The sequence below is a fragment of the Pseudidiomarina andamanensis genome (genome assembly GCF_009734345.1).
GTDB classification, from domain to species: Bacteria; Pseudomonadota; Gammaproteobacteria; order Enterobacterales; family Alteromonadaceae; genus Pseudidiomarina; species Pseudidiomarina andamanensis.
In genome coordinates this window covers 1815815-1836157 of the sequence record NZ_CP032551.1, presented here as the reverse complement: position 1 = coordinate 1836157, position 20343 = coordinate 1815815, and the positions used below count along the sequence as shown (strand labels likewise).

Here is a 20343-nt window from a genome sequence, read left to right as displayed (position 1 = left end):
GGGGTTTGTGCAAATGTCAGAATTGACTACGGTTGCTCGCCCCTATGCAAAAGCAGCTTTTGATTTTGCAGTAGAGAACGGCGCTATCGAAAAATGGCACGAAATGTTGGCCTTTGCTGCTGCGGTAGCAAATGACGGCACCATGGCTACGTTTTTGAGCAGCGCCGAAACGCTAGAAAAGAAAGTTGAAGTTTTCATCAACGTATGTGGTGAGCAACTGGACGAAAAAGCCCAGAATTTTGTTCGCGTTATGGCCGAAAATGGCCGTTTGAAAGCTTTATCTGCTGTGGTTGCGTTGTTTGCTGAACTGCGCGCCGACTACGAAAAAGAAATCGCAGTCGATGTGACGTCAGCGGTGAAATTGACGAAGAAACAGCAGGACAATCTAGCGAAAACGTTAGAACAACGTTTTTCACGCAAAGTTAAGCTGAATTGCACTGTCGATGCAGCAATTGTCAGTGGCTTATACATTAAAGCTGGTGATACGGTAATCGACGGCACGGTGCGCGGCAAGTTAGATCGACTTGCACACGCACTGCAATCCTAATTGGGGACTTGAGCATGCAACTGAATTCAAATGAAATCGCAGAGCTGATCAAAAAACGAATTGAACAGTTCGAAGTGGTCAGTGAAGCTCGTAACGAAGGTACCATCGTATCTGTAACCGACGGTATTATTCGCATTCACGGCCTTGCAGACTGTATGCAAGGTGAGATGGTTGAGCTTCCTGGCAATCGTTACGCAATCGCATTGAACCTTGAGCGCGACACCGTTGGTGCCGTTGTTATGGGTCCATACGCTGATTTGCAAGAAGGCGTAAAAGTTAAATCTACTGGCCGTATCTTAGAAGTTCCGGTTGGTCGTGCCTTGTTAGGCCGCGTAGTTAACACCTTGGGTGAACCAATTGACGGTAAAGGTCCGATTGAAGCGGACGGCTTTGAGCCAGTTGAAAAAATCGCACCAGGTGTAATCGAGCGTCAATCAGTTGATCAACCAGTACAAACTGGTTACAAATCAATCGATGCTATGATTCCAGTAGGTCGTGGTCAGCGTGAGTTGATCATCGGTGACCGTCAAACCGGTAAAACGGCCTTGGCAATCGATGCCATCATCAACCAGAAAAACTCAGGCATTAAGTGTGTTTACGTCGCTATTGGTCAGAAAGCATCGACTATCGCGAACGTGGTACGCAAGCTTGAAGAACACGGCGCATTGGAAAACACCATTGTTGTTGCAGCATCTGCTTCTGAATCAGCAGCGTTGCAATACTTGGCAGCCTACTCAGGTTGTACCATGGGTGAATACTTCCGTGACCGCGGTGAAGACGCACTAATCGTATACGATGACTTGTCGAAGCAAGCGGTTGCTTATCGTCAAATCTCATTGTTGCTACGTCGTCCGCCAGGTCGTGAAGCATACCCAGGTGACGTTTTCTATCTTCACTCACGTCTACTTGAGCGTGCAGCGCGTGTAAACGCTGACTACGTTGAAAAGTACACCAACGGTGAAGTGAAAGGTCAAACCGGTTCATTAACAGCGCTTCCGATTATCGAAACCCAAGCGGGTGACGTATCAGCGTTCGTACCAACCAACGTGATTTCAATCACCGACGGTCAGATCTTCTTAGAAACTGACTTGTTCAACGCCGGTATCCGTCCAGCTGTTAACGCTGGTATCTCGGTATCGCGTGTCGGTGGTGCAGCACAAACCAAGATCATTAAGAAACTTGGTGGTGGTATCCGTTTAGCATTAGCACAGTATCGTGAATTGGCAGCGTTCGCGCAGTTCGCTTCAGACTTAGACGAAGCAACGCGTGCACAGCTTGAGCACGGTCAGCGTGTTACTGAACTGATGAAGCAAAACCAATATAAGCCAATGAGCGTGGCTGAAATGGCAGTGTCTATCTTCTCTGCAGAAAAGGGTTACCTGAAAGACGTAGAGAAAGACAAAATCCTCGACTTCGAAGGTGCGTTAATTTCGTACATGCGTAGCGAGCACGCTGAACTGATGGCTGATATTGATAAAACTGGCAACTATAACGACGACATCGAAGCGAAGCTGCACGAAGGCCTTAAAGCCTTCAAGAAAACGCAGTCTTGGTAAGCGGAGCGTGGCTACACAATGTGTGGCCACAAGTCGTTGAGTTAACAGGAGAATATCATGGCCGGCGGTAAAGAGATAAAAACCAAGATCGGGAGTATTAACAATACTCAGAAGATCACCAGTGCAATGGAGATGGTTGCTGCGTCTAAAATGAAAAAGGCGCAGGAACGTATGGCTTCAAGCCGTCCGTATGCGGACAGCATTCGCAAGGTGATCGGCCATGTTGCCCATGCCAACTTAGAATATAAGCATCCGTACTTAGAAGAGCGTGATGTGAAACGAGTTGGTTACATTGTGATTTCAACTGACCGTGGTTTGTGTGGCGGCTTAAACACCAATGAATTTAAAGCGGTGGTTAAGCATGCTAAAGCAAACAAAGACAGTGGCGTAGAAGTTGATTTCGCAGCAATTGGTAACAAGGCTACGGGTTTCTTTAAACGCTTTGGAGGCCGTTTACTGGCGCAAAAATCAGGTCTTGGTGATAAGCCAAGCGTGAATGATGTGCTCGGGACTGTACAGGTAATGTTGGATGCCTTTGATGAAGGCAAAATCGACCGCCTGTTTGTGGTGTATAACAAGTTTGTGAACACCATGAAGCAAGAACCAACGATAGCGCAATTGCTACCGTTGCCAAAAGCTGAGTCTCGTGACGAAGTTCAATCAGGTAGCTGGGACTACTTGTATGAGCCGAATCCACAGCCAATTTTAGAATTACTGATCCGTCGTTATGTTGAAGCGACTGTGTATCAGGGCGTAGTGGACAACATCGCTAGTGAACAGGCAGCGCGGATGGTGGCAATGAAAGCCGCTACCGACAACGCCGAAGACCTCATCGATCAACTGCAATTGGTGTACAACAAAGCACGCCAAGCAGCGATCACGCAGGAAATTTCGGAAATTGTATCGGGCGCCGAAGCGGTTTAAGGCGAAGCTTGCAAGAATTTTAGAGTTAGAGGAAATGTCATGAGTCAAGGTAAGGTCGTGCAAATTATTGGCGCGGTTGTGGATATCGAATTTCCACAAACAGACGTGCCAAAGGTATACGACGCGCTGCAGGTGACCGACGGTGACCTCAAGGGTCTGACCCTGGAAGTTCAGCAGCAGTTAGGCGGTGGTATCGTGCGTGGTATCGCACTTGGTACTACTGACGGTCTGCGTCGTGGAATTACCGTTCAAAACACCGGCGAGCCAATCATGGTACCAGTGGGTAAACAAACCCTCGGTCGTATCATGAACGTATTGGGCGAGCCAATTGATGAAGCGGGTGATATCGGTGAAGAAGAGCGTATGTCTATTCACCGTGCTGCACCGTCGTACGAAGAACAGTCAAGTGCAACTGAGCTGTTAGAGACAGGCATCAAGGTAATCGACTTGATTTGTCCGTTCGCTAAGGGTGGTAAAGTTGGTCTGTTCGGTGGTGCGGGTGTAGGTAAAACCGTAAACATGATGGAGCTTATCCGTAACATCGCTATCGAGCACAGCGGCTACTCAGTATTCGCAGGTGTTGGTGAGCGTACGCGTGAGGGTAATGACTTCTATCACGAAATGAAAGATTCAAACGTACTCGACAAAGTAGCATTGGTCTACGGTCAGATGAACGAGCCTCCAGGTAACCGTTTGCGCGTTGCGTTAACCGGTTTGACTATGGCAGAGAAGTTCCGTGACGAAGGTCGTGACGTTCTGTTCTTCGTAGATAACATCTACCGTTATACCCTAGCCGGTACGGAAGTATCAGCATTGTTAGGTCGTATGCCTTCTGCGGTAGGTTACCAGCCAACTCTTGCAGAAGAGATGGGTGTACTTCAAGAACGTATTACCTCAACCAAAACTGGTTCAATCACGTCAATCCAGGCCGTTTACGTACCTGCGGATGACTTGACCGACCCGTCACCAGCAACCACGTTCGCTCACTTAGATGCGACCGTTGTACTGTCACGTGACATCGCGTCATTGGGTATCTACCCTGCGGTTGACCCGTTGGATTCAACTTCACGTCAGTTGGACCCATTGGTAATCGGTAAAGAACACTACGACACGGCGCGTGGCGTTCAGTCAGTATTACAGCGTTACAAAGAGCTGAAAGATATCATCGCAATCTTGGGTATGGACGAATTGTCTGAAGAAGACAAGATGACCGTAGCTCGTGCGCGTAAAATTCAGCGTTTCCTGTCACAGCCATTCTTCGTTGCTGAAGTATTCACCGGCTCACCAGGTAAATATGTATCGTTGAAAGATACCATCGCTGGCTTTAAAGGCATCTTAAACGGTGACTACGACGACCTTCCAGAACAAGCGTTCTACATGGTTGGTAGCATCGAAGAAGCGGTCGAAAAAGCCAAGAAAATGTAATAAACCGGGAGGTTTAAATGGCAGCTAAAACTGTACAGCTTGATGTGGTCAGCGCCGAAGAACGTTTGTTCTCTGGTGCCGTTGAGACCCTGCAAGTGACCGGTAGCGAAGGTGAGCTGGGTATTCACCCAGGTCACGCCCCGCTTTTAACCACGATTAAGCCAGGTATGGTTCGTGTGGTGAAAGAAGGTGGCGAAGAAGAAATCATCTACGTTGCTGGTGGTGTGCTTGAAGTGCAGCCGCATAACGTCTCGGTCCTTGCTGATACGGCCATTCGTGGTGAAGAGCTTGATGAACAAAAAGCTCTTGAAGCCAAGAAACACGCTGAAGAAGCAATTGCAGATCAAAGTTCTGACTTAAGCTACGCAGAAGCGGCAGCAGAACTGGCTCGAGCGATGGCTCAGTTGCAGGTTATTCGCAAATTGCGTAAATAATCAGCACGCCAGCTTTAAGAAAATGAAAAGACCCGTAAATCTCGGTTTGCGGGTCTTTTTTTCGCCTGTTAATTTGTTGTAAACAGCATTAAAATAGCCCATTAACTTTTTTGAATACAGAAACGGAAGGATTCATGTCTCTGAGTGTTGTTGTACTCGCCGCAGGTAAAGGCACACGTATGCGTTCGGCATTGCCGAAAGTGCTGCATCCGGTTGCCCATAAACCGATGGTTCAACACGTGATTGATATCGCGCGCACCTTAACACCTGCGCATGTGCACGTTATTTATGGCCATGGTGGCGATGTATTAATGGATAAACTTGCTGGGCAGCAATTGAATTTTGTTGAGCAAGCCGAACAATTAGGTACTGGCCACGCTGTGCAACAAGTCGTGCCGTATTTGGATGATAATGAAACGGTATTGATTTTATACGGCGACGTTCCGCTTACGCGTACAGAAACGCTACGCGTTTTACTAGACGCAGCGGCCAATACCGAATTGGCGTTGTTGACAGTAACCTTGCCTGATCCTAGCGGTTATGGGCGTATTGTGCGCGATGTGAATGGCGCTGTCGTAGGTATTGTTGAGCAAAAAGACGCAAATTCAGAGCAATTAGCCATTACCGAAGTGAACACTGGCATGATGGCCGTAAACAGCGCTGCGTTGAAACGCTGGCTAAGCAATCTGTCGAACAACAACGCCCAAGGCGAATACTATCTCACCGATATTGTGGCGATGGCAGCCGACGAAGGTGTGACCATTGCAACGGCGCAGCCACAAGCGATTAGCGAAGTTGAAGGTGCGAATAATCGCGTGCAACTAGCTGGACTAGAGCGTGCCTATCAAGCTCGTCAAGCAGAACAGCTCATGTTAGACGGCGCTACATTGATGGACCCAGCGCGTGTGGATGTGCGCGGTGAAGTGATCATTGCCAACGACGTTGTGGTTGACGTGAATGTTATTTTTGAAGGCCGAGTGGAACTTGGTGAAGGCGTCGTTATCGAAAGCAACTGTGTACTGCGTAATTGTAAAATTGGCGCCGGTTCACGCGTGAAAGCCAATAGTGTCATTGAAGACGCTGTGTTAGCTGAGAACTGTGCCATTGGCCCGTTTGCGCGTTTACGCCCAGGTGCTGACTTAGCCGAAGGTGTGCAAGTTGGCAACTTTGTCGAAATTAAGAAAACGCGCATGGGTAAAGGCTCAAAAGCGAGCCACCTCACCTACCTTGGTGACGCACAAATTGGTGCTGGCGTGAACATAGGCGCGGGCACTATCACCTGTAATTACGACGGTGTAAATAAATTTGTGACCGAGATTGATGATGGCGCATTTATCGGCTCAAATAGCTCATTAGTTGCACCGGTTCGCGTTGGCAAAAACGCAACGGTAGGCGCTGGGTCAACGGTGACCAAAAGTGTCGAAGACGAAGAGCTAGCGGTTGCGCGCGGTAAACAACGGAATATTAGTGGCTGGCAACGTCCAGTGAAAAAAGGATAAGCGATATGTGTGGAATTGTTGGCGCAACTTCAGAGCGCCGTATTAGCGAAATTCTCATTGAAGGTTTAAAGCGTCTTGAATACCGCGGTTACGATTCTGCGGGTTTGGCTGTATTAAACGAACAAGGCGTAATCGAGAGCGTTCGCCGCACTGGTAAAGTTCAGGCATTAAAAGATGCCGTTGGTGAGCACCCACTATCGGGCACAACTGGTATCGCACATACCCGTTGGGCAACCCATGGCGGCGTTACCGAAGCAAACGCTCACCCGCATATTTCAGAAGACTGCATTGCCGTTGTGCATAACGGCATTATCGAAAACCACGATAAATTACGTGAGCAGTTAAAAGGCTTAGGCTATACCTTTGCCTCAGATACCGACACCGAAGTGATTTGTCACTTAGTGCATCACGAACGTAAAACCCACGATGATTTATTTGAAGCTGTGCAAGCCACCGTGCGACAACTTGAAGGCGCCTACGGTACCGTCGTGATGGATTGCCGTGAACCTGGTCGTTTGGTCGTTGCTCGCTCGGGTAGCCCGTTGGTAGTTGGTTTAGGTATTGGCGAGAACTTTGTCGCCTCAGACCAACTCGCATTGTTACCCGTAACACGAAAGTTCATGTACCTCGAAGAAGGCGACATGGCTGACATTAACCGCACCGAAGTGAAGGTTTATGACGCTAAGGGCGAACGTGTTGAACGCGAAATTCACGAATCAGACGGTAACTATGACGCTGGTGGTAAAGGTGAGTATCGTCACTTTATGCTCAAAGAAATTCATGAGCAGCCAAGCGCAGTGCGCAACGCTATAGAAGGCCGTATTGTTGATGGTCATGTAGCAGACGATGTGTTCGGCAATGGCTCATTAGAGCTGTTAAAAGACATCGAGCACGTCCAAATTGTGGCGTGTGGTACGTCGTACCATGCGGGCATGGTCGCGCGCTATTGGCTCGAATCTATGGCGGGCGTGTCATGTAACGTTGAAATTGCCTCTGAATTTCGTTATCGCCAATCGCACGTGCATCCCAATAGCTTGTTGGTCACCATTTCACAGTCTGGCGAAACCGCGGACACCTTGGCGGCACTGCGATTAAGCAAAGAGTTAGGCTACAAAGGCAGCCTGACCATTTGTAACGTCAGTACCTCATCAATGGTGCGCGAATCAGACTTAGCGTATATGACGCGTGCCGGCACCGAGATTGGCGTGGCATCAACCAAAGCATTCACCACCCAGTTAGTCGGGCTGTTGATGTTAACCTTGGCCATAGGTCAGTTCCGCGGTATGCCAGCTTCGCAACAAGAAGCTGTGTTGAAATCGCTGAAAACGTTGCCAGCTAAGCTCGAAGAAGCGTTATTGTTAAGTGACCGCATTGAAGCCTTAGCGCCTGAGTTTGCGGACAAGTTCCATAGCTTGTTCTTAGGCCGTGGCACGCAATACCCCATTGCGATGGAAGGTGCGTTAAAACTTAAAGAAATTTCTTATATTCACGCGGAAGCATATGCAGCTGGTGAATTGAAGCACGGCCCATTGGCACTCATTGACGCTGATATGCCGGTGATTGTGGTGGCACCAAACGACGAATTGCTTGAGAAGCTTAAATCAAATGTTGAAGAAGTTCGTGCTCGTGGCGGCATCATGTATGTGTTTGCCGACAAAGACGCCCACTTCAAGGGCGACGACAGCATGCGCGTCATCAACGTCACGCACTGTGACGAACTAATTGCACCAATTGTATATACCATTCCGCTTCAGTTGCTCTCCTACTTCGTTGCCATCATCAAAGGCACCGACGTGGATCAGCCGCGCAACTTGGCAAAATCGGTTACGGTTGAATAATCACACGATTCAAAAATGAAAGGGCTCTTCGGAGCCCTTTTTATTGCGCGGCGTTCATAATTTTCAAAGGTGTCTATACTTTGGGGCGGGAATAATCCCAACGTATCGGAGAGCATCTCATGATCCGCACCTTTAAATGTATTTTCGTTTTACTCCTTGGGCTTATGGCTCTGCTCTATGCGCTACAAAATATTGCCAATATAGAAGCATGCTATGCTGCCATAGCGTACGTACTCTCTCTCGCTGACCATAGCGTATATCCACACTCAATTTTTCCTGCAATAACAGCGCCATCGGTCGTATGGACGGCAGTGGTTGTCATTATCACGAGCGAATTAATTGCGGCGTTGTTGTTATTTATTGGCTGTTGGCAAATGTGGCAAGCTCGTAAGGCGGCAGCAAAAGAATTTAATCAGCGCAAAGCGTTCGCACTCTACGGTGCAGGCGTTGGCATTGTCGTTTGGTTTGGTTATTTTGGTGTATTCGGCGGCGCGCTCATGCAAATGTGGCAAACCCAAGCTGGAGGCATGTCGTTAACGGGTGCCTTTCAGTATTTCGCGAGCTGCGTGTTTGTTTGGTTGATAGTCAACAACCCAGATACATAGTATTCTGGCCTTCAAAACCTTAATACTTAAAGTTTATTCATGCTAAAAAAATTACTCAACGTTGTACTGGCTACCGTGATTGTTTCGGTAGCCTTCGCCATTTTCTGCGTGCCAAGTATTGGCCTCACCTATTTGGGCGCGTGGCTTATTAGCTTTGTAGTTGATATTAATTTCGATAGTTGGATTACGCACACGGTTATTCTCGTTCTATCAGCTGTTTGGTCGCTAATTACATTGAACACCGATACCGGTGATGACATGCTAAAAACACTCATGATGAAGCGCTAACGGAAAAACTATGGGACACCATCACGATCACAGCAAAGATATGGCATCGGAACGTCTTGGTTGGGCGTTTTTGCTTAACTTTTGTTTCACCATTATTGAATTTGTTGGTGGTGTGCTAACCAACAGTACGGCTATTTTGGCAGATGCGGTACATGATTTGGGCGATAGCTTATCACTGGGTATGGCGTGGATACTCAACAAATTAGGCCGTAAGCGCGCGAATAATCAGTTTACCTATGGGTATCGCCGGTTGAGTTTGGCGGGCGCCTTTATTAACGCGGTGGTGCTAATTATTGGCTCGACTTGGGTCTTAGTTGAAGCAATTCCACGCCTGTGGAACCCACAAATGCCTATGGCTGATGGCATGATTGCATTAGCAGTTCTCGGCATTGCGGTAAATGGCTTTGCCGCGTTTAAACTGTCGAAAGGTAAAAGCTTAAATGAACGTGTGATCAACTGGCACTTAATGGAAGATGTGCTGGGCTGGGTTGCGGTGCTGATTGTCGGCATCGTGCTATTATTTGTGGATTGGCCGATTCTCGATCCGCTGCTTTCCATTGCCTTCACGGTGTTCATTTTGTTTAACGTGATTCGCAACTTGCACGAAACCGCCCGCTTATTTTTCCAAGCCGCGCCGGACAATGGCACGGTGGAAACCGTCACCGCAACCTTGAAGCAATTACCGAATGTGGTAGACGTGCATCACCTTCATTTTTGGTCGCTTGACGGTGAACATCACGTATTAACCGCACATTTGGTGCTTGATGAAGATATTGAAAGTGAGCAACGCCGCTATTTGAAAGACGCCATAGACAAAGCCCTGCTGCCGTTTCAGTTGAGTCACACCACCATTGAACTGGAACTGCCTGGTGAAATTTGTCGTGATGGGAGTGTTCATCACCATCACCATCACGACCATGACCACGATCATTAATTCTGCCGCTAGAACCCAAACACCAGTGGGAATAGAAACACGACAATTGCAGCCCAAATGGCGTACACGGGAATGAACCGAGTTTGCCATTGCTCCAGTAGAGCAAATGAACGTTGGCCGCGTATAAACCGCCAGTACAACCAAGCGTAACCGCTTAAACTAACCAATAATATGAGGTTTTCGCCCATTGCTGCGGTACGGTTGGCGGTAAAGCCCATGTCGGCAATGCGGCCACCGATAGCGACTAATGCCAACACATCAACCAATAATGCCGACACAATGAGCAGCCATTGTAGGCGATCAAAAATGCTAGGTGCTTTGTTTGATTCGCGAGACGACACCGCGTACAAGACCAAGCCCAACACCACAATCAACAGCGCATCAAGACCAATTAAAAGCTCTCGTTCAACATCAAAACTGCGCCCGGTGACGAACATGATCACTAAAAACGTCAGCATCAATAAGGTGAATAAAGGTGTGAAAATGCGAGCCAGTACAGGTGCCATATTCTCAACCGCGCCCTGTTTTGCTTCAACTAACCAGCCGACAATAATCACGGCTCCCATAACACCACTAGGTAGTAGCCATTGATGCGTAAACCACTCGATGTTCATGCCAATCAACCAAAACATGCCATTCGTTAAGACGATTAACGTCATACCACCCAGCGCTAGCAATACAAAATAAATAGCGTATTCACCCGAGTAGCGAACAAAGTCCATGCGTCGCCCATCGGTTTGCCACCAGTTGCCGGTGTAGAGAACGCCAACTAGAAACCAGAGTAATAGGGGGAGATGAATTAGACTTAGCGATTGTGTTGCCGACTCGGCTTGCCAGGGCATCAAATTTATCACCGTAGCAATTCCCAGAGAAGCACCAACTAACCAGTACCAGCCGCGTTGCCCAAGTTGATGCTTCACCACGTAATAAGCGCCGAGCATAGGCAAGCAGAACAAGGTGAAATTGCGTGCAAATACCCATTCGTGGGTTTCGGGCGTGACTCCAAACAGTTTGGGCAAGTGAAATAGCACCGCCGCGCAACACGCCAGCAGTAAGGCAAGATAAAAGTCGGTGTTCCATGACGGTTTATCAGTGCCCCAAACAATATTGCGCCACAGTCTCCCCGCATGCACTTCAGCATACTCTTTCGATACGGCCTCAAGATTACCAATGCGTTTAGTGGCGACAAGGAACGCTTCATCGGCGTGCAACCCGCGCTCTAATAACGCGTCAATTTGGTCGCGCAAATGGCTTTCGAGTTCATCAGCATCTTCTTCAAGAATAGCGGCACGCCGAAGGACAAATTCGCGCCACTGCGCAATGTTTTGCTCAAGTTCAAAGGGTTGATTAGACGAATTGGACATCATGGTCATCGCTCCGTGTCATATCGCGCCAAATTTGGTTGAGCGCATTGTTAATTACTTGCCATTGCTGGCGTTGTTCATTCAAAGCGGCAATACCCTCGTCGGTAATAGCGTAGTATTTGCGCTTTCTATTGGAGTCACCGACCAGCCAGCGGGAGCCTAAATAGCCTTGTTTTTCGAGTCGATGAAGTAACGGGTACAACATGCCGTCAGTCCACTGAAGGGCACCACCTGAGAGCTCTTCAACGCGTTTTACAATTTCATAGCCATAGGTTTCGCCTTCAGCAATAACGCCCAAAACGATGGGTGTGGAAGAGGCCGCCATGAGATCTTTTGAGAGGTTCATATAAAATATCCAGTTATACCTAGAACTGTTAGGTATAAAGCTTATACCTAGATCTGCTAGGTATGCAAGTTTATTTATTTCAAACTCCTGCTACGCTTACTAAGAACCTGTTAAAACAAGAAAAAGGAGATGATCATGGGCATTTTATGGTTCTTATTGGTCGGTATCATTGCCGGATGGCTTGCAGGCACGTTAGTGAAAGGCGGCGGCTTTGGTCTCATCGGCAACATGGTTATCGGCGTAATTGGTGCGATGATAGGTGGTTTTCTGTTTAACTTTTTAGGGGTATCGAGCGGTGGCGGTATCATCTGGAGTATCGTTGTCGCCACGATTGGCGCTGTGGTCTTACTCTTTATTGTTCGCGCCTTTAAGAAAGCTTAGTTAGTACCAAAAAGCCGCGCATTGTAGCGCGGCTCTTCTCTCTATTATTTCTCTAATTTATCCTGCGTTCTCAATTTAAAGTCACTGGCATCATGTCGTTCATGTAACTGCTTATTTAAGTCACCCCAGGTTTTATTGACAATACGTCCGCGCTGTACTGCTGGACGCTTGGCAATTAATTCTGCCCAACGCAGAACATTTTTGTACTTATGCGCTTCAATAAACTCGGCTGCATCATACACTTGATTAGTTACTAGTGCGCCGTACCAAGGCCATATTGCCATGTCGGCAATGGTGTATTCGTCACCAGCAATGTAGGTATTTTCCGCCAATTGGCGGTCTAATACATCCAGTTGGCGTTTAATTTCCATGGTGTAGCGGTTAATCGGATACTCGTACTTCTCCGGCGCATAGGCATAAAAGTGGCCGAATCCACCGCCTAGCAGTGGCGCACTACCCATTTGCCAGAACAACCAATTTAATGTTTCGGTTCGATTCGCGGGCTCGTTAGGTATGAACGCATTAAATTTTTCTGCCAAATACAGCAAGATGGAACCCGATTCGAAAACGCGCTTCGGTGGCTGGGTGCTCACATCGAGCAACGCAGGGATTTTTGAATTCGGATTGACGGCAACAAAACCACTGCTGAATTGGTCACCTTCTAGAATTTGTACCAAATGCGCATCGTATTCAGCTTCAGTGATACCAAGTTCGAGTAGTTCCTCTAACATCACCGTTACTTTCACGCCATTAGGGGTGGCCAATGAGTAAAGTTGTAGCGGGTGTTTTCCTACAGGCAGCTCTTTGTCATGCGTTGCGCCAGCAATTGGTCGATTAATTGAGGCAAACTTACCGCCACTTTCTTGATCCCACTGCCAAACTTTTGGTGGGGTATAAGTATTCGACATGCGTTGCTCCTTGATAAAAAACGTTGCTATAAAGAGTGTAACGCATACCAGCACGGTTTGGATTATTCGACTTTGGCATAAGTCATATCGTGATTCATGTTTAGAAAAAAAACGGCGCCCGAGAGCGCCGTCTTAGCTATCAGAGCTCAAGGTTATTCTTGCACTTCAATATCATTTTCTACTGATTTCACACCTTCAACGCCTTGTGCAAGTTGCACAGCAAGGTCGGCTTCTTCAGATGTTGCGACAACCCCGCTAAGTACAACATGGCCGTTGATGGTCTCGACATTAATGTTTCCGGCACTGACTTGGTCAGCTTCAAATAATGCCGTTTTCACGCGCGCTGTGATGGCACTGTCACTTAAAAAGTCGCCAGTGCGTTCGGCGGTTTCACGAGCAAAATCTGCTGCGTCGCCAGCCGCCTGTTTAGTGGCTTCAGTGGCTTGTTCCAGTGACGATTGCGCCTTTTCACGCGTATCTTCTTGCTCTTGTTGTGAGCAAGCGGTCAACGAAACGGTTGCCAATGATGCCAAAATCAATGCCTGTAAAGTTTTCATAATCAACCTCCTGTTTTGATGTTACTTACTAACATAGTTAAGCCAGAAAAAATTTCGAGGTGGTTTACAAACCTTTTGCGATTTACACTGAGGCTATCTGGTACATTTTGCGCGTAAAAGGACATTCAACATGCGTACATTAGGAAATATTCTGTGGTTTATATTGGGCGGTGCCATCATGGGGCTGGGCTGGTGGTTCGCAGGTTTAATCGCATTTATCACTATCGTTGGAATTCCATGGGGTCGTTCGTGTTTCGTTATTGGCATGTTCTCATTTTTCCCATTTGGTCAAGAAGCCATTGACCGCGAAGAGTTAACCCAGCGAGGCGATCTCGGCACGGGTAGCCTTGGCTGTCTCGGGAATGTACTGTGGTTTGTTTTCCTCGGTTGGTGGTTGGCGTTAGGGCACCTCGTATCAGCCATTGCCTTATTTATTACCATTATTGGTATTCCGTTCGGCATTCAGCACTTAAAGCTGGCTGGCGTGGCGTTATCTCCAGTCGGGAAAACCATTGTCAGCAAAGAAGTAGCTGCTGCGGCACGTATGCATAATGCCACCAGCGCCGTAACAAAAATGCGAGAGAAATGATATGAAATGGATGATTTATGGTGCCAATGGCTACACCGGCACACTCATGGCAAAACACGCCAAAGCCCAAGGGTTAACACCAGTACTTGCAGGGCGTAATAGCGAAGCCATTCACCGTCTTGCTGGCGAGCTTGAATTACCATCGGTTGTGGTTGATTTAACTGATACTCAGGCGCTCCAGCAAGCATTAGCGGACATTGATGTCGTGGTGCACTGCGCCGGTCCGTTTGAAGTCACCGCAGCGCCGATGATTGAAGCGTGTCTTGCCAGCAAAACCCACTACACCGATATCACCGGTGAGTTGGGCGTATTTGAATATGCACACGCACAACATCAACGAGCGTTAGATGCAGGCGTGGTGTTATGTCCAGGCGTGGGTTTTGACGTTATTCCAACTGACTGTGTGGCAGCAAAGCTTAAGCAACAACTACCCGATGCGACATCACTGACTCTTGGCTTTGATTCTGCTTCGCGCATGAGTCGCGGTACGGCTAAAACGAGTGTTCGTCGGTTAGGCGAAGGCGGTGCAGTTCGCCAAGATGGCAAGATCACCAGCGTGCCATTGGCTTATCACACCCGCTATATAGATTTTGGAAACGGTGAGAAATTCGCCATGACAATCCCTTGGGGTGATGTCTCAACGGCTTATTACACCAGCGGCATTCCTAACATTGAAGTGTATATTCCAGCGTCGCCAAACCTTGTGAAAAAATTAAAACGTTTGAATTGGTTCCGTTGGCTGCTGCGTTTTGAATTTATGAAAAAATTTCTTGAGAAGAAAATTGAGCAGCAGCCACCCGGGCCAAGCGACAAGCAACTTGAGCAGGCCATTACGTATGTTTGGGGTGAGGCCAAAAATGATAAAGGCGAAGTGCAAACGCTGCGTATTAAAGTAATGAATGGCTACAAACTCACGAGTTACGGTGGTGTGGATGTCGCACAATTCATTATGGCGCAATCGCCGCAAGGTGGTTATTACACGCCGTCGTTACTGTGTGGCGCAGACCTAGTGGAGAAGTACTATGTGGATGCGTAAAGCGAGTCTTATCGCATTACTTCTGGTGACACCTTTAGTGTACGGACAGGATTTGTCCGAAACTGAGCAAGAGCAAGAGATTGACGCCGAGACATTCAAAGAAATTGATTTGATTGGACGTTTTTGGGAGCTTGGGGAAGAGCAAAAACGCGGCATTTTCGAGTTACGAACATTTAATCCCAACTTTATTCTGCCGGTACATCATAGCTCGAATATTAACATGCAACCGAGCTCGCCTTCACGTGGTGCGGGTACGCCATTAGAGAGTTCTAAGCCGAATGAGGTGAAGCTGCAGTTATCACTTCGCACCAAGCTACTTGAAGATCTTCTGTTAGACGGTGACTTATGGGTGGCTTACTCGCAAACTTCATTGTGGCAGGCTTGGAATTCAGAAGATTCTTCACCGTTTCGTAGCACCAACTATAAGCCAGAAGTGTTTTATATTCTGCCTTGGAAAGACACGTGGGATTTTCTACCCGGTGATGCTGAAGTGCGTTTTGCCAAGGCTGGCTTAGCGCATGAGTCGAACGGACAACGCAAGCCCGATTCACGTAGTTGGAACTACATTTACTTCGGTGGTGCGGCTGAATGGGGCCCTGTTATTTGGGAAACCACTTGGAAGCAACGGATTAATGAAACTGGTGATGACGATGATAACCCAGATTTAGTGCGTTACCGAGGTAACTTTGAAAATCGCTTTTCATGGCGGAGCTCACTCAGCACGTATAGTTTGACGCGAATTACCCGCGAGCTTTCGTGGGATAAAGGCTCATGGCAACTTGATTTCACCCACCCAGTGAATTCAAGCAAGCCAGATGGTCTGCGCTTCTATATACAGTTCTTCTCGGGCTACGGCGAGACATTACTTGACTATAATCATCGTCAGAACCGAATTGGTTTTGGATTCTTGCTGCTGAACATTTAAAAATGGCGTAAATCATGACTGATAATTACTTGTTGAAGCTTTACCATAAAACGTTGAAGTATCCTTTTGGGCGCGCGCTTTTTTCGCGTATGTTTGCCGCAAAAGCACCCTATTTCAAAACCATTAAACCAACCATTGAAGTCTTAGAACCGAATCATTGCGTGCTGACATTTAAAAAACGTAAGGCGGTTGCAAATCACATTGGCACGGTACATGCCATTGCGCTGTGTAATGGTTTAGAAATGGCAATGGGAGCATTAGCAGAAGCATCCATTCCCAAGCATCTGCGCTGGATTCCAAAAGGGATGCAGGTGAACTACACCGCCAAAGCTGACAGTGATATTCGAATTGTAGCTAAAAGCGATCCGGCTGCTTGGCAAGTTGGTGACTTACCGGTATCCGTGCAAGGCTTTCGAGCCGACGGAACCATGGTAATTGACGGCACCATCACGATTTACGTTTCGGAAAAACCGGCGAAGAAACAAGCTTAAGCCTGCTTTTTTAGCGCCGCCTCAATGGCGAACACATGGTCATCGTGTTCGCCTAGCTCACGCAAGGCATCTGCTAGCTTCAGTAAATACTCATCGTTGGGTCCACTCGGCCCTTCTGAACGCGCAATATGGGCTGCAATTTCCGTTTCCGGTGCTTCGCCTAAAAAGGCGTCGTTATCTGGGCCTGCAACATAAACTAAGCCGGTTACCGAGCCCGAACCATCGAGCCACTCAAACTCAGTAAAAAAGCGCAGATAACCATTTTTCTCACGATGATCAAGGTGAGCAAACACATCGGGCGTGACTTCATAGGCCATACCGGCGCATACTGCGCCAGGTGTTTCAATTAATGTTGCGACGCGACCGGGTGCTTCGGGTGTGCCGCGGTGATCGTGCGAACCTTGCCAAAAACGCCGTAACCAGCCATGAATTTTTGCAGGTCGACGTTGTATATAAGGGAAATCCGCTTTATAAATCAATGAGCCATAGCCAAATAACCAGACCGACTCAAGGTGGTCTAGTGGCTGACGCTGTTGATTCAAAGCAATAGTATTGTGTGACATAACGCCACTCATGGTATCAAATCTAGCGATAAATAAGGAGTATCGGAATGCGAACTTTAGAGTTAAAAATTCCACCAGTTGTCGTGGTGCTCGTTATTGCCGGCCTCATGGCTTTCACAGCCAAGTTGATACCGATGGAACCTTGGCATTTTACAGATGCAAAAGCACTCGCTTTTGCTTTAGTGACGGCAGGTTCATTTATTGCTGTCGCTGGCGTTGTTGCATTTCGCCAGGCGAAAACCACCGCAAACCCGATGAACCCGAACGCCAGTAGTGCTCTTGTGGCAAGTGGTATTTATCGTTTCACGCGCAACCCGATGTATCTTGGATTTTTATTAGCTTTGGCTGGTTGGGGCGTGTGGTTGGCGAGCTTGCCTGCGTTGTTATGGCTAGTTGTCTATATTTTATTCATAAATCGCTATCAGATTATTCCAGAAGAGCGCATTCTAGAGGAAAAATTTGGCGATGAATTTATCTTTTATCGAAAAAAGGTTCGGCGCTGGTTTTAATTGATAATCACTGCTATATCTTTAACTCAATTTATTAAAAAAGGTTATCTACTTGCGAAAGTTTTGGGGGCTGTTCGTTGCGAGTGTCGCCGTACTTGTATGGGTTCAAGTCGCGTTCTCACAACCAATAACATTGCGCGTCGGGGTTTATGAAAACCCACCCAAAATATTGGTGAAAGATGACCAAATATCCGGGATATTTGGCGAATTATTGATGCAAATCGCGAGCCGCGAAGGCTGGCGCATCGAAGCGGTACCTTGTAACTGGAATCAATGTTTATCGTTACTGCAAAGTGGTGACATTGATTTAATGCCGGATGTTGCTTTAAGTACGAAACGCGATGAAACATTCCGCTTTCATGAAATCCCCTTTCTTCACTCATGGTCACAGTTGTACGGCAAGAGCACATTAAAAGTCACCACGCTTCTTGATTTAGATAACGTACGAATCGCGGTTCTCGATAATTCGATTCAAGAAAGCTACCTTGCTGACATTACGAAAAATTTCGGCTTAAATGTCACATTAATCCCAGTCGATTCGTTTGATGCGGGTTTTCAGGCGGTCGTTGATGGGCGAGCTGAAGCTGTGGCCGCAAATCATTTATATGGGGATATTAAAGCTCGAGATTTAGGCTTAGAGCCAACCCCTGTCATGTTCCAGCCAGCACGATTATTTGTCGTCGCAACCCGCGCTGATCTTCAACCTGTACTCGATAAAATCGATGAATATTTGAGTGATTGGCAACAAGATCCTCAATCGCCATTGTACGAAACTTTAAAAAAGTGGCGCGCCAATCCTAGCGCACCAGAGCCATTCCCTTGGTCGTTGGTGATAGGGCTTGCGAGTGCTTTGCTATTAGTGATCGGTGTGTCACTCCTGTTACGTCGTCGAATACATGAGCGCACACTTGAACTCGCGCATAGTGAGTTAAAGCTCAATACCATTTTAGATTCAGTTGAAGCCTATATTTTTATTAAAGATCGCGAGCTTCGTTATCAATATGCCAATAAAAAAGTTTGTGATTATTTAGGTACGACACCGCAGCAAATTATCGGCAAAACCGATGCCGCATTTTTTGACGAAAAAACATGCCAACATTTACGCGAGAACGATCGCCGTGTTATCGAGCAAGGTTTGCGCGTTTCAGAGGAAGAAGATAACGCAACACAAAGCGGCGATGTTCGACACTTTTTATCCGTGAAAATCCCGCTAAAAGATACCCACGATCAGGTCTACGCTCTTTGTGGAATCTCAACAGATATTACCGAGCATATTCATATTAAGGAATCGCTCAACAAATTGGAGTATTACGACAATATTACTGGGCTCGCCAATCGTAAACTGCTGCTCCAAAACTTGGAGCACGCGGTCACCAGTGCCGCACGTACGGGCTACGAAGGCGCACTGGTGGCAATTGATCTCACCCATTTTACGGTTATTAATGAAACCTTTGGTCATGCTGCGGGCGATAAGCTGTTACAGGAAGTCGCTCAACGCATTCGCGCGCGCGTTGATGAAACCGACACCGTCGCAAGATTAGGGTCGGATGACTTTTTGGTGATTCTCGAAGATGTCAGCCAAGATGCGGATCAGGCGGTTATGGAAGTGCGAAATTGGGCTCGCGAAATATTGGATGTTTTGGCGCAACCGTTTGATCTGGGCGATATCAAGCATACAACCTCAGCGAGTATTGGGATTACCATGTTTTCCGATAGCCAAGGTGATGCTGCGGGCTTGCTCAAAAATGCGGATTTGGCAATTTCGGAGGCTAAATCACAAGGGGGTGGATCCATCCGCTTTTTCAATCCAGCCATGCAAGAAGCGATTAGTCGGCGTATGTTGATTGAATCAGCGTTGCGTAAAGCGGTGCAGCATCAAGAGCTTGATGTCTATCTGCAACCTCAAGTCAATTCGCGTAACGAGGTTATTGCAGGTGAATTATTGTTGCGCTGGACCGATCCTGATTTAGGCACGATTGCTCCTGCCGAATTTATCCCAATAGCCGAAGCCAGTGGCTTAATTATTCCCATCGGCACCTGGGTGATTGAGCAAGCTTGCCGAACATTGCGGGATTGGCAGCAAATTGACGCGTTGAAAAGTATTCCGCTGGCGGTGAATATTAGTCCGCGACAATTTCGTCACGGTGGTTTTGTCGCACAAGTTGAACATTGTCTACACGAAGCGGGCCTGCCGCGCGGTTTGTTGGAGCTTGAAATCACCGAAAGTATGCTTATCGACAATATCGAAGTGACCGTTAAACGCATGTGTAAATTAGGCGACCTTGGCGTACGGTTTTCGCTCGACGATTTCGGCACGGGCTATGCCTCGTTGGCCTATTTAAAAAAACTACCGTTACAACAGCTCAAAATCGACCAATCATTTGTGCGTGATATGTTAGCTGATGCGAACGACGAAATTATTATAAAAACCATTTTAGGCTTGGGCGAAAATTTAAATTTTTCTGTCATCGCTGAAGGCGTAGAAACCGAAAAGCAGCTTGAACACCTTAAAGCACTCGGATGCAAAAAGTTCCAAGGTTACCTGTTTGGTAAACCAGCGCCAATTCCGCAATGGCAACAACGACTCATCGAAAACATTAATCTAGTTTCTGAAAATTAAAAAG

General features: G+C 47.4%; 22 protein-coding genes. 17 read left to right on the top strand and 5 right to left on the bottom strand.

The annotated features are described in order from the left end of the window. Positions 1-13 precede the first annotated feature (13 nt). The 10 genes from atpH to D3795_RS08620 all read left to right on the top strand — a co-directional run bounded on the left by atpH (position 14) and on the right by D3795_RS08620 (position 10050). On the top strand, positions 14-547 hold the full coding sequence (gene atpH / locus D3795_RS08665; protein WP_156267954.1) for a F0F1 ATP synthase subunit delta: 534 nt from the start codon (positions 14-16) through the stop codon (positions 545-547). A gap of 14 nt (positions 548-561) precedes the next feature. Continuing rightward, positions 562-2103 (top strand): F0F1 ATP synthase subunit alpha, encoded by a 1542-nt coding sequence (gene atpA, locus D3795_RS08660; RefSeq protein WP_156267952.1) that lies wholly within the window; start codon positions 562-564, stop codon positions 2101-2103. Between the two features lie 57 nt (positions 2104-2160). Beyond that, the gene (gene atpG, locus D3795_RS08655; RefSeq protein ID WP_156267950.1) at positions 2161-3027 is read left to right on the top strand and encodes a F0F1 ATP synthase subunit gamma; all 867 of its coding nucleotides are present in this window, start codon (positions 2161-2163) and stop codon (positions 3025-3027) included. A gap of 39 nt (positions 3028-3066) precedes the next feature. Then, positions 3067-4452 carry a F0F1 ATP synthase subunit beta gene (gene atpD / locus D3795_RS08650; protein WP_055439921.1) on the top strand — a complete coding sequence of 462 codons (1386 nt, stop codon included), beginning with the start codon at positions 3067-3069 and terminating at the stop codon, positions 4450-4452. A 17-nt stretch (positions 4453-4469) separates the two neighbouring features. Continuing rightward, complete coding sequence (locus D3795_RS08645; protein WP_156267948.1) at positions 4470-4886, top strand: F0F1 ATP synthase subunit epsilon; 417 nt, start codon at positions 4470-4472, stop codon at positions 4884-4886. Positions 4887-5020: 134 nt separating this feature from the next. Next, on the top strand, positions 5021-6385 hold the full coding sequence (glmU, locus tag D3795_RS08640) for a bifunctional UDP-N-acetylglucosamine diphosphorylase/glucosamine-1-phosphate N-acetyltransferase GlmU (protein ID WP_156267946.1): 1365 nt from the start codon (positions 5021-5023) through the stop codon (positions 6383-6385). A gap of 5 nt (positions 6386-6390) precedes the next feature. Beyond that, positions 6391-8223, top strand: a complete 1833-nt coding sequence (gene glmS / locus D3795_RS08635; RefSeq protein WP_156267944.1) for a glutamine--fructose-6-phosphate transaminase (isomerizing) — start codon at positions 6391-6393, stop codon at positions 8221-8223. 119 nt (positions 8224-8342) lie between these two features. Further along, positions 8343-8828 (top strand): DUF2165 family protein, encoded by a 486-nt coding sequence (locus D3795_RS08630; protein ID WP_156267942.1) that lies wholly within the window; start codon positions 8343-8345, stop codon positions 8826-8828. A 39-nt stretch (positions 8829-8867) separates the two neighbouring features. Next, positions 8868-9116: a hypothetical protein gene (locus D3795_RS08625; RefSeq protein ID WP_156267940.1), complete on the top strand. Its 249-nt coding sequence runs from the start codon at positions 8868-8870 to the stop codon at positions 9114-9116. Positions 9117-9126: 10 nt separating this feature from the next. Beyond that, positions 9127-10050, top strand: coding sequence for a cation diffusion facilitator family transporter (locus D3795_RS08620; RefSeq protein ID WP_156267938.1), 924 nt, complete (start codon positions 9127-9129; stop codon positions 10048-10050). 8 nt (positions 10051-10058) lie between these two features. On the opposite strand, the gene D3795_RS08615 is transcribed toward D3795_RS08620, so the two are convergent. Both D3795_RS08615 and D3795_RS08610 read right to left on the bottom strand, forming a co-directional pair. Beyond that, entirely contained in the window at positions 10059-11417 is a 1359-nt protein-coding gene (locus D3795_RS08615; protein ID WP_216648950.1) for a permease prefix domain 1-containing protein, read from the bottom strand. Next, positions 11398-11760 carry a PadR family transcriptional regulator gene (locus D3795_RS08610; RefSeq protein ID WP_156267936.1) on the bottom strand — a complete coding sequence of 121 codons (363 nt, stop codon included), beginning with the start codon at positions 11758-11760 and terminating at the stop codon, positions 11398-11400. Before D3795_RS08610 ends, D3795_RS08615 begins: the two co-directional genes overlap by 20 nt. Before the next feature lie 135 nt (positions 11761-11895). On the opposite strand from D3795_RS08610, the gene D3795_RS08605 reads away from it, so the two are divergent. After that, positions 11896-12141, top strand: coding sequence for a GlsB/YeaQ/YmgE family stress response membrane protein (locus D3795_RS08605; protein WP_092858169.1), 246 nt, complete (start codon positions 11896-11898; stop codon positions 12139-12141). A gap of 44 nt (positions 12142-12185) precedes the next feature. On the opposite strand, the gene yghU is transcribed toward D3795_RS08605, so the two are convergent. Together yghU and D3795_RS08595 are read right to left on the bottom strand one after the other, a co-directional pair. Beyond that, positions 12186-13049 carry a glutathione-dependent disulfide-bond oxidoreductase gene (gene yghU, locus D3795_RS08600; protein WP_156267934.1) on the bottom strand — a complete coding sequence of 288 codons (864 nt, stop codon included), beginning with the start codon at positions 13047-13049 and terminating at the stop codon, positions 12186-12188. Between the two features lie 152 nt (positions 13050-13201). Beyond that, positions 13202-13606, bottom strand: a complete 405-nt coding sequence (locus tag D3795_RS08595) for a BON domain-containing protein (RefSeq protein ID WP_156267932.1) — start codon at positions 13604-13606, stop codon at positions 13202-13204. 130 nt (positions 13607-13736) lie between these two features. On the opposite strand from D3795_RS08595, the gene D3795_RS08590 reads away from it, so the two are divergent. From D3795_RS08590 to D3795_RS08575, 4 genes are read left to right on the top strand one after another with little or no spacing between them, the layout of a single operon-like run. Next, on the top strand, positions 13737-14195 hold the full coding sequence (locus D3795_RS08590; protein WP_156267930.1) for a YccF domain-containing protein: 459 nt from the start codon (positions 13737-13739) through the stop codon (positions 14193-14195). A 1-nt stretch (position 14196) separates the two neighbouring features. Further along, a complete protein-coding gene (locus D3795_RS08585) occupies positions 14197-15231 on the top strand; it encodes a saccharopine dehydrogenase family protein (protein ID WP_156267928.1) in 1035 nt (344 codons plus the stop codon). Beyond that, entirely contained in the window at positions 15218-16156 is a 939-nt protein-coding gene (locus tag D3795_RS08580; RefSeq protein WP_156267926.1) for a phospholipase A, read from the top strand. The genes D3795_RS08585 and D3795_RS08580 overlap by 14 nt, the downstream gene beginning before the upstream one ends. Before the next feature lie 14 nt (positions 16157-16170). Continuing rightward, the gene (locus D3795_RS08575; RefSeq protein WP_173021010.1) at positions 16171-16647 is read left to right on the top strand and encodes a hotdog fold domain-containing protein; all 477 of its coding nucleotides are present in this window, start codon (positions 16171-16173) and stop codon (positions 16645-16647) included. Here the strand turns inward: D3795_RS08575 and D3795_RS08570 are convergent. After that, positions 16644-17210 carry a gamma-glutamylcyclotransferase gene (locus D3795_RS08570; RefSeq protein WP_156267922.1) on the bottom strand — a complete coding sequence of 189 codons (567 nt, stop codon included), beginning with the start codon at positions 17208-17210 and terminating at the stop codon, positions 16644-16646. The genes D3795_RS08575 and D3795_RS08570 overlap by 4 nt on opposite strands. 47 nt (positions 17211-17257) lie before the next feature. On the opposite strand from D3795_RS08570, the gene D3795_RS08565 reads away from it, so the two are divergent. Beyond that, a complete protein-coding gene (locus D3795_RS08565) occupies positions 17258-17719 on the top strand; it encodes a methyltransferase family protein (protein ID WP_156267920.1) in 462 nt (153 codons plus the stop codon). Between the two features lie 52 nt (positions 17720-17771). Continuing rightward, entirely contained in the window at positions 17772-20339 is a 2568-nt protein-coding gene (locus tag D3795_RS08560) for an EAL domain-containing protein (RefSeq protein WP_156267918.1), read from the top strand. Positions 20340-20343 lie beyond the last annotated feature (4 nt).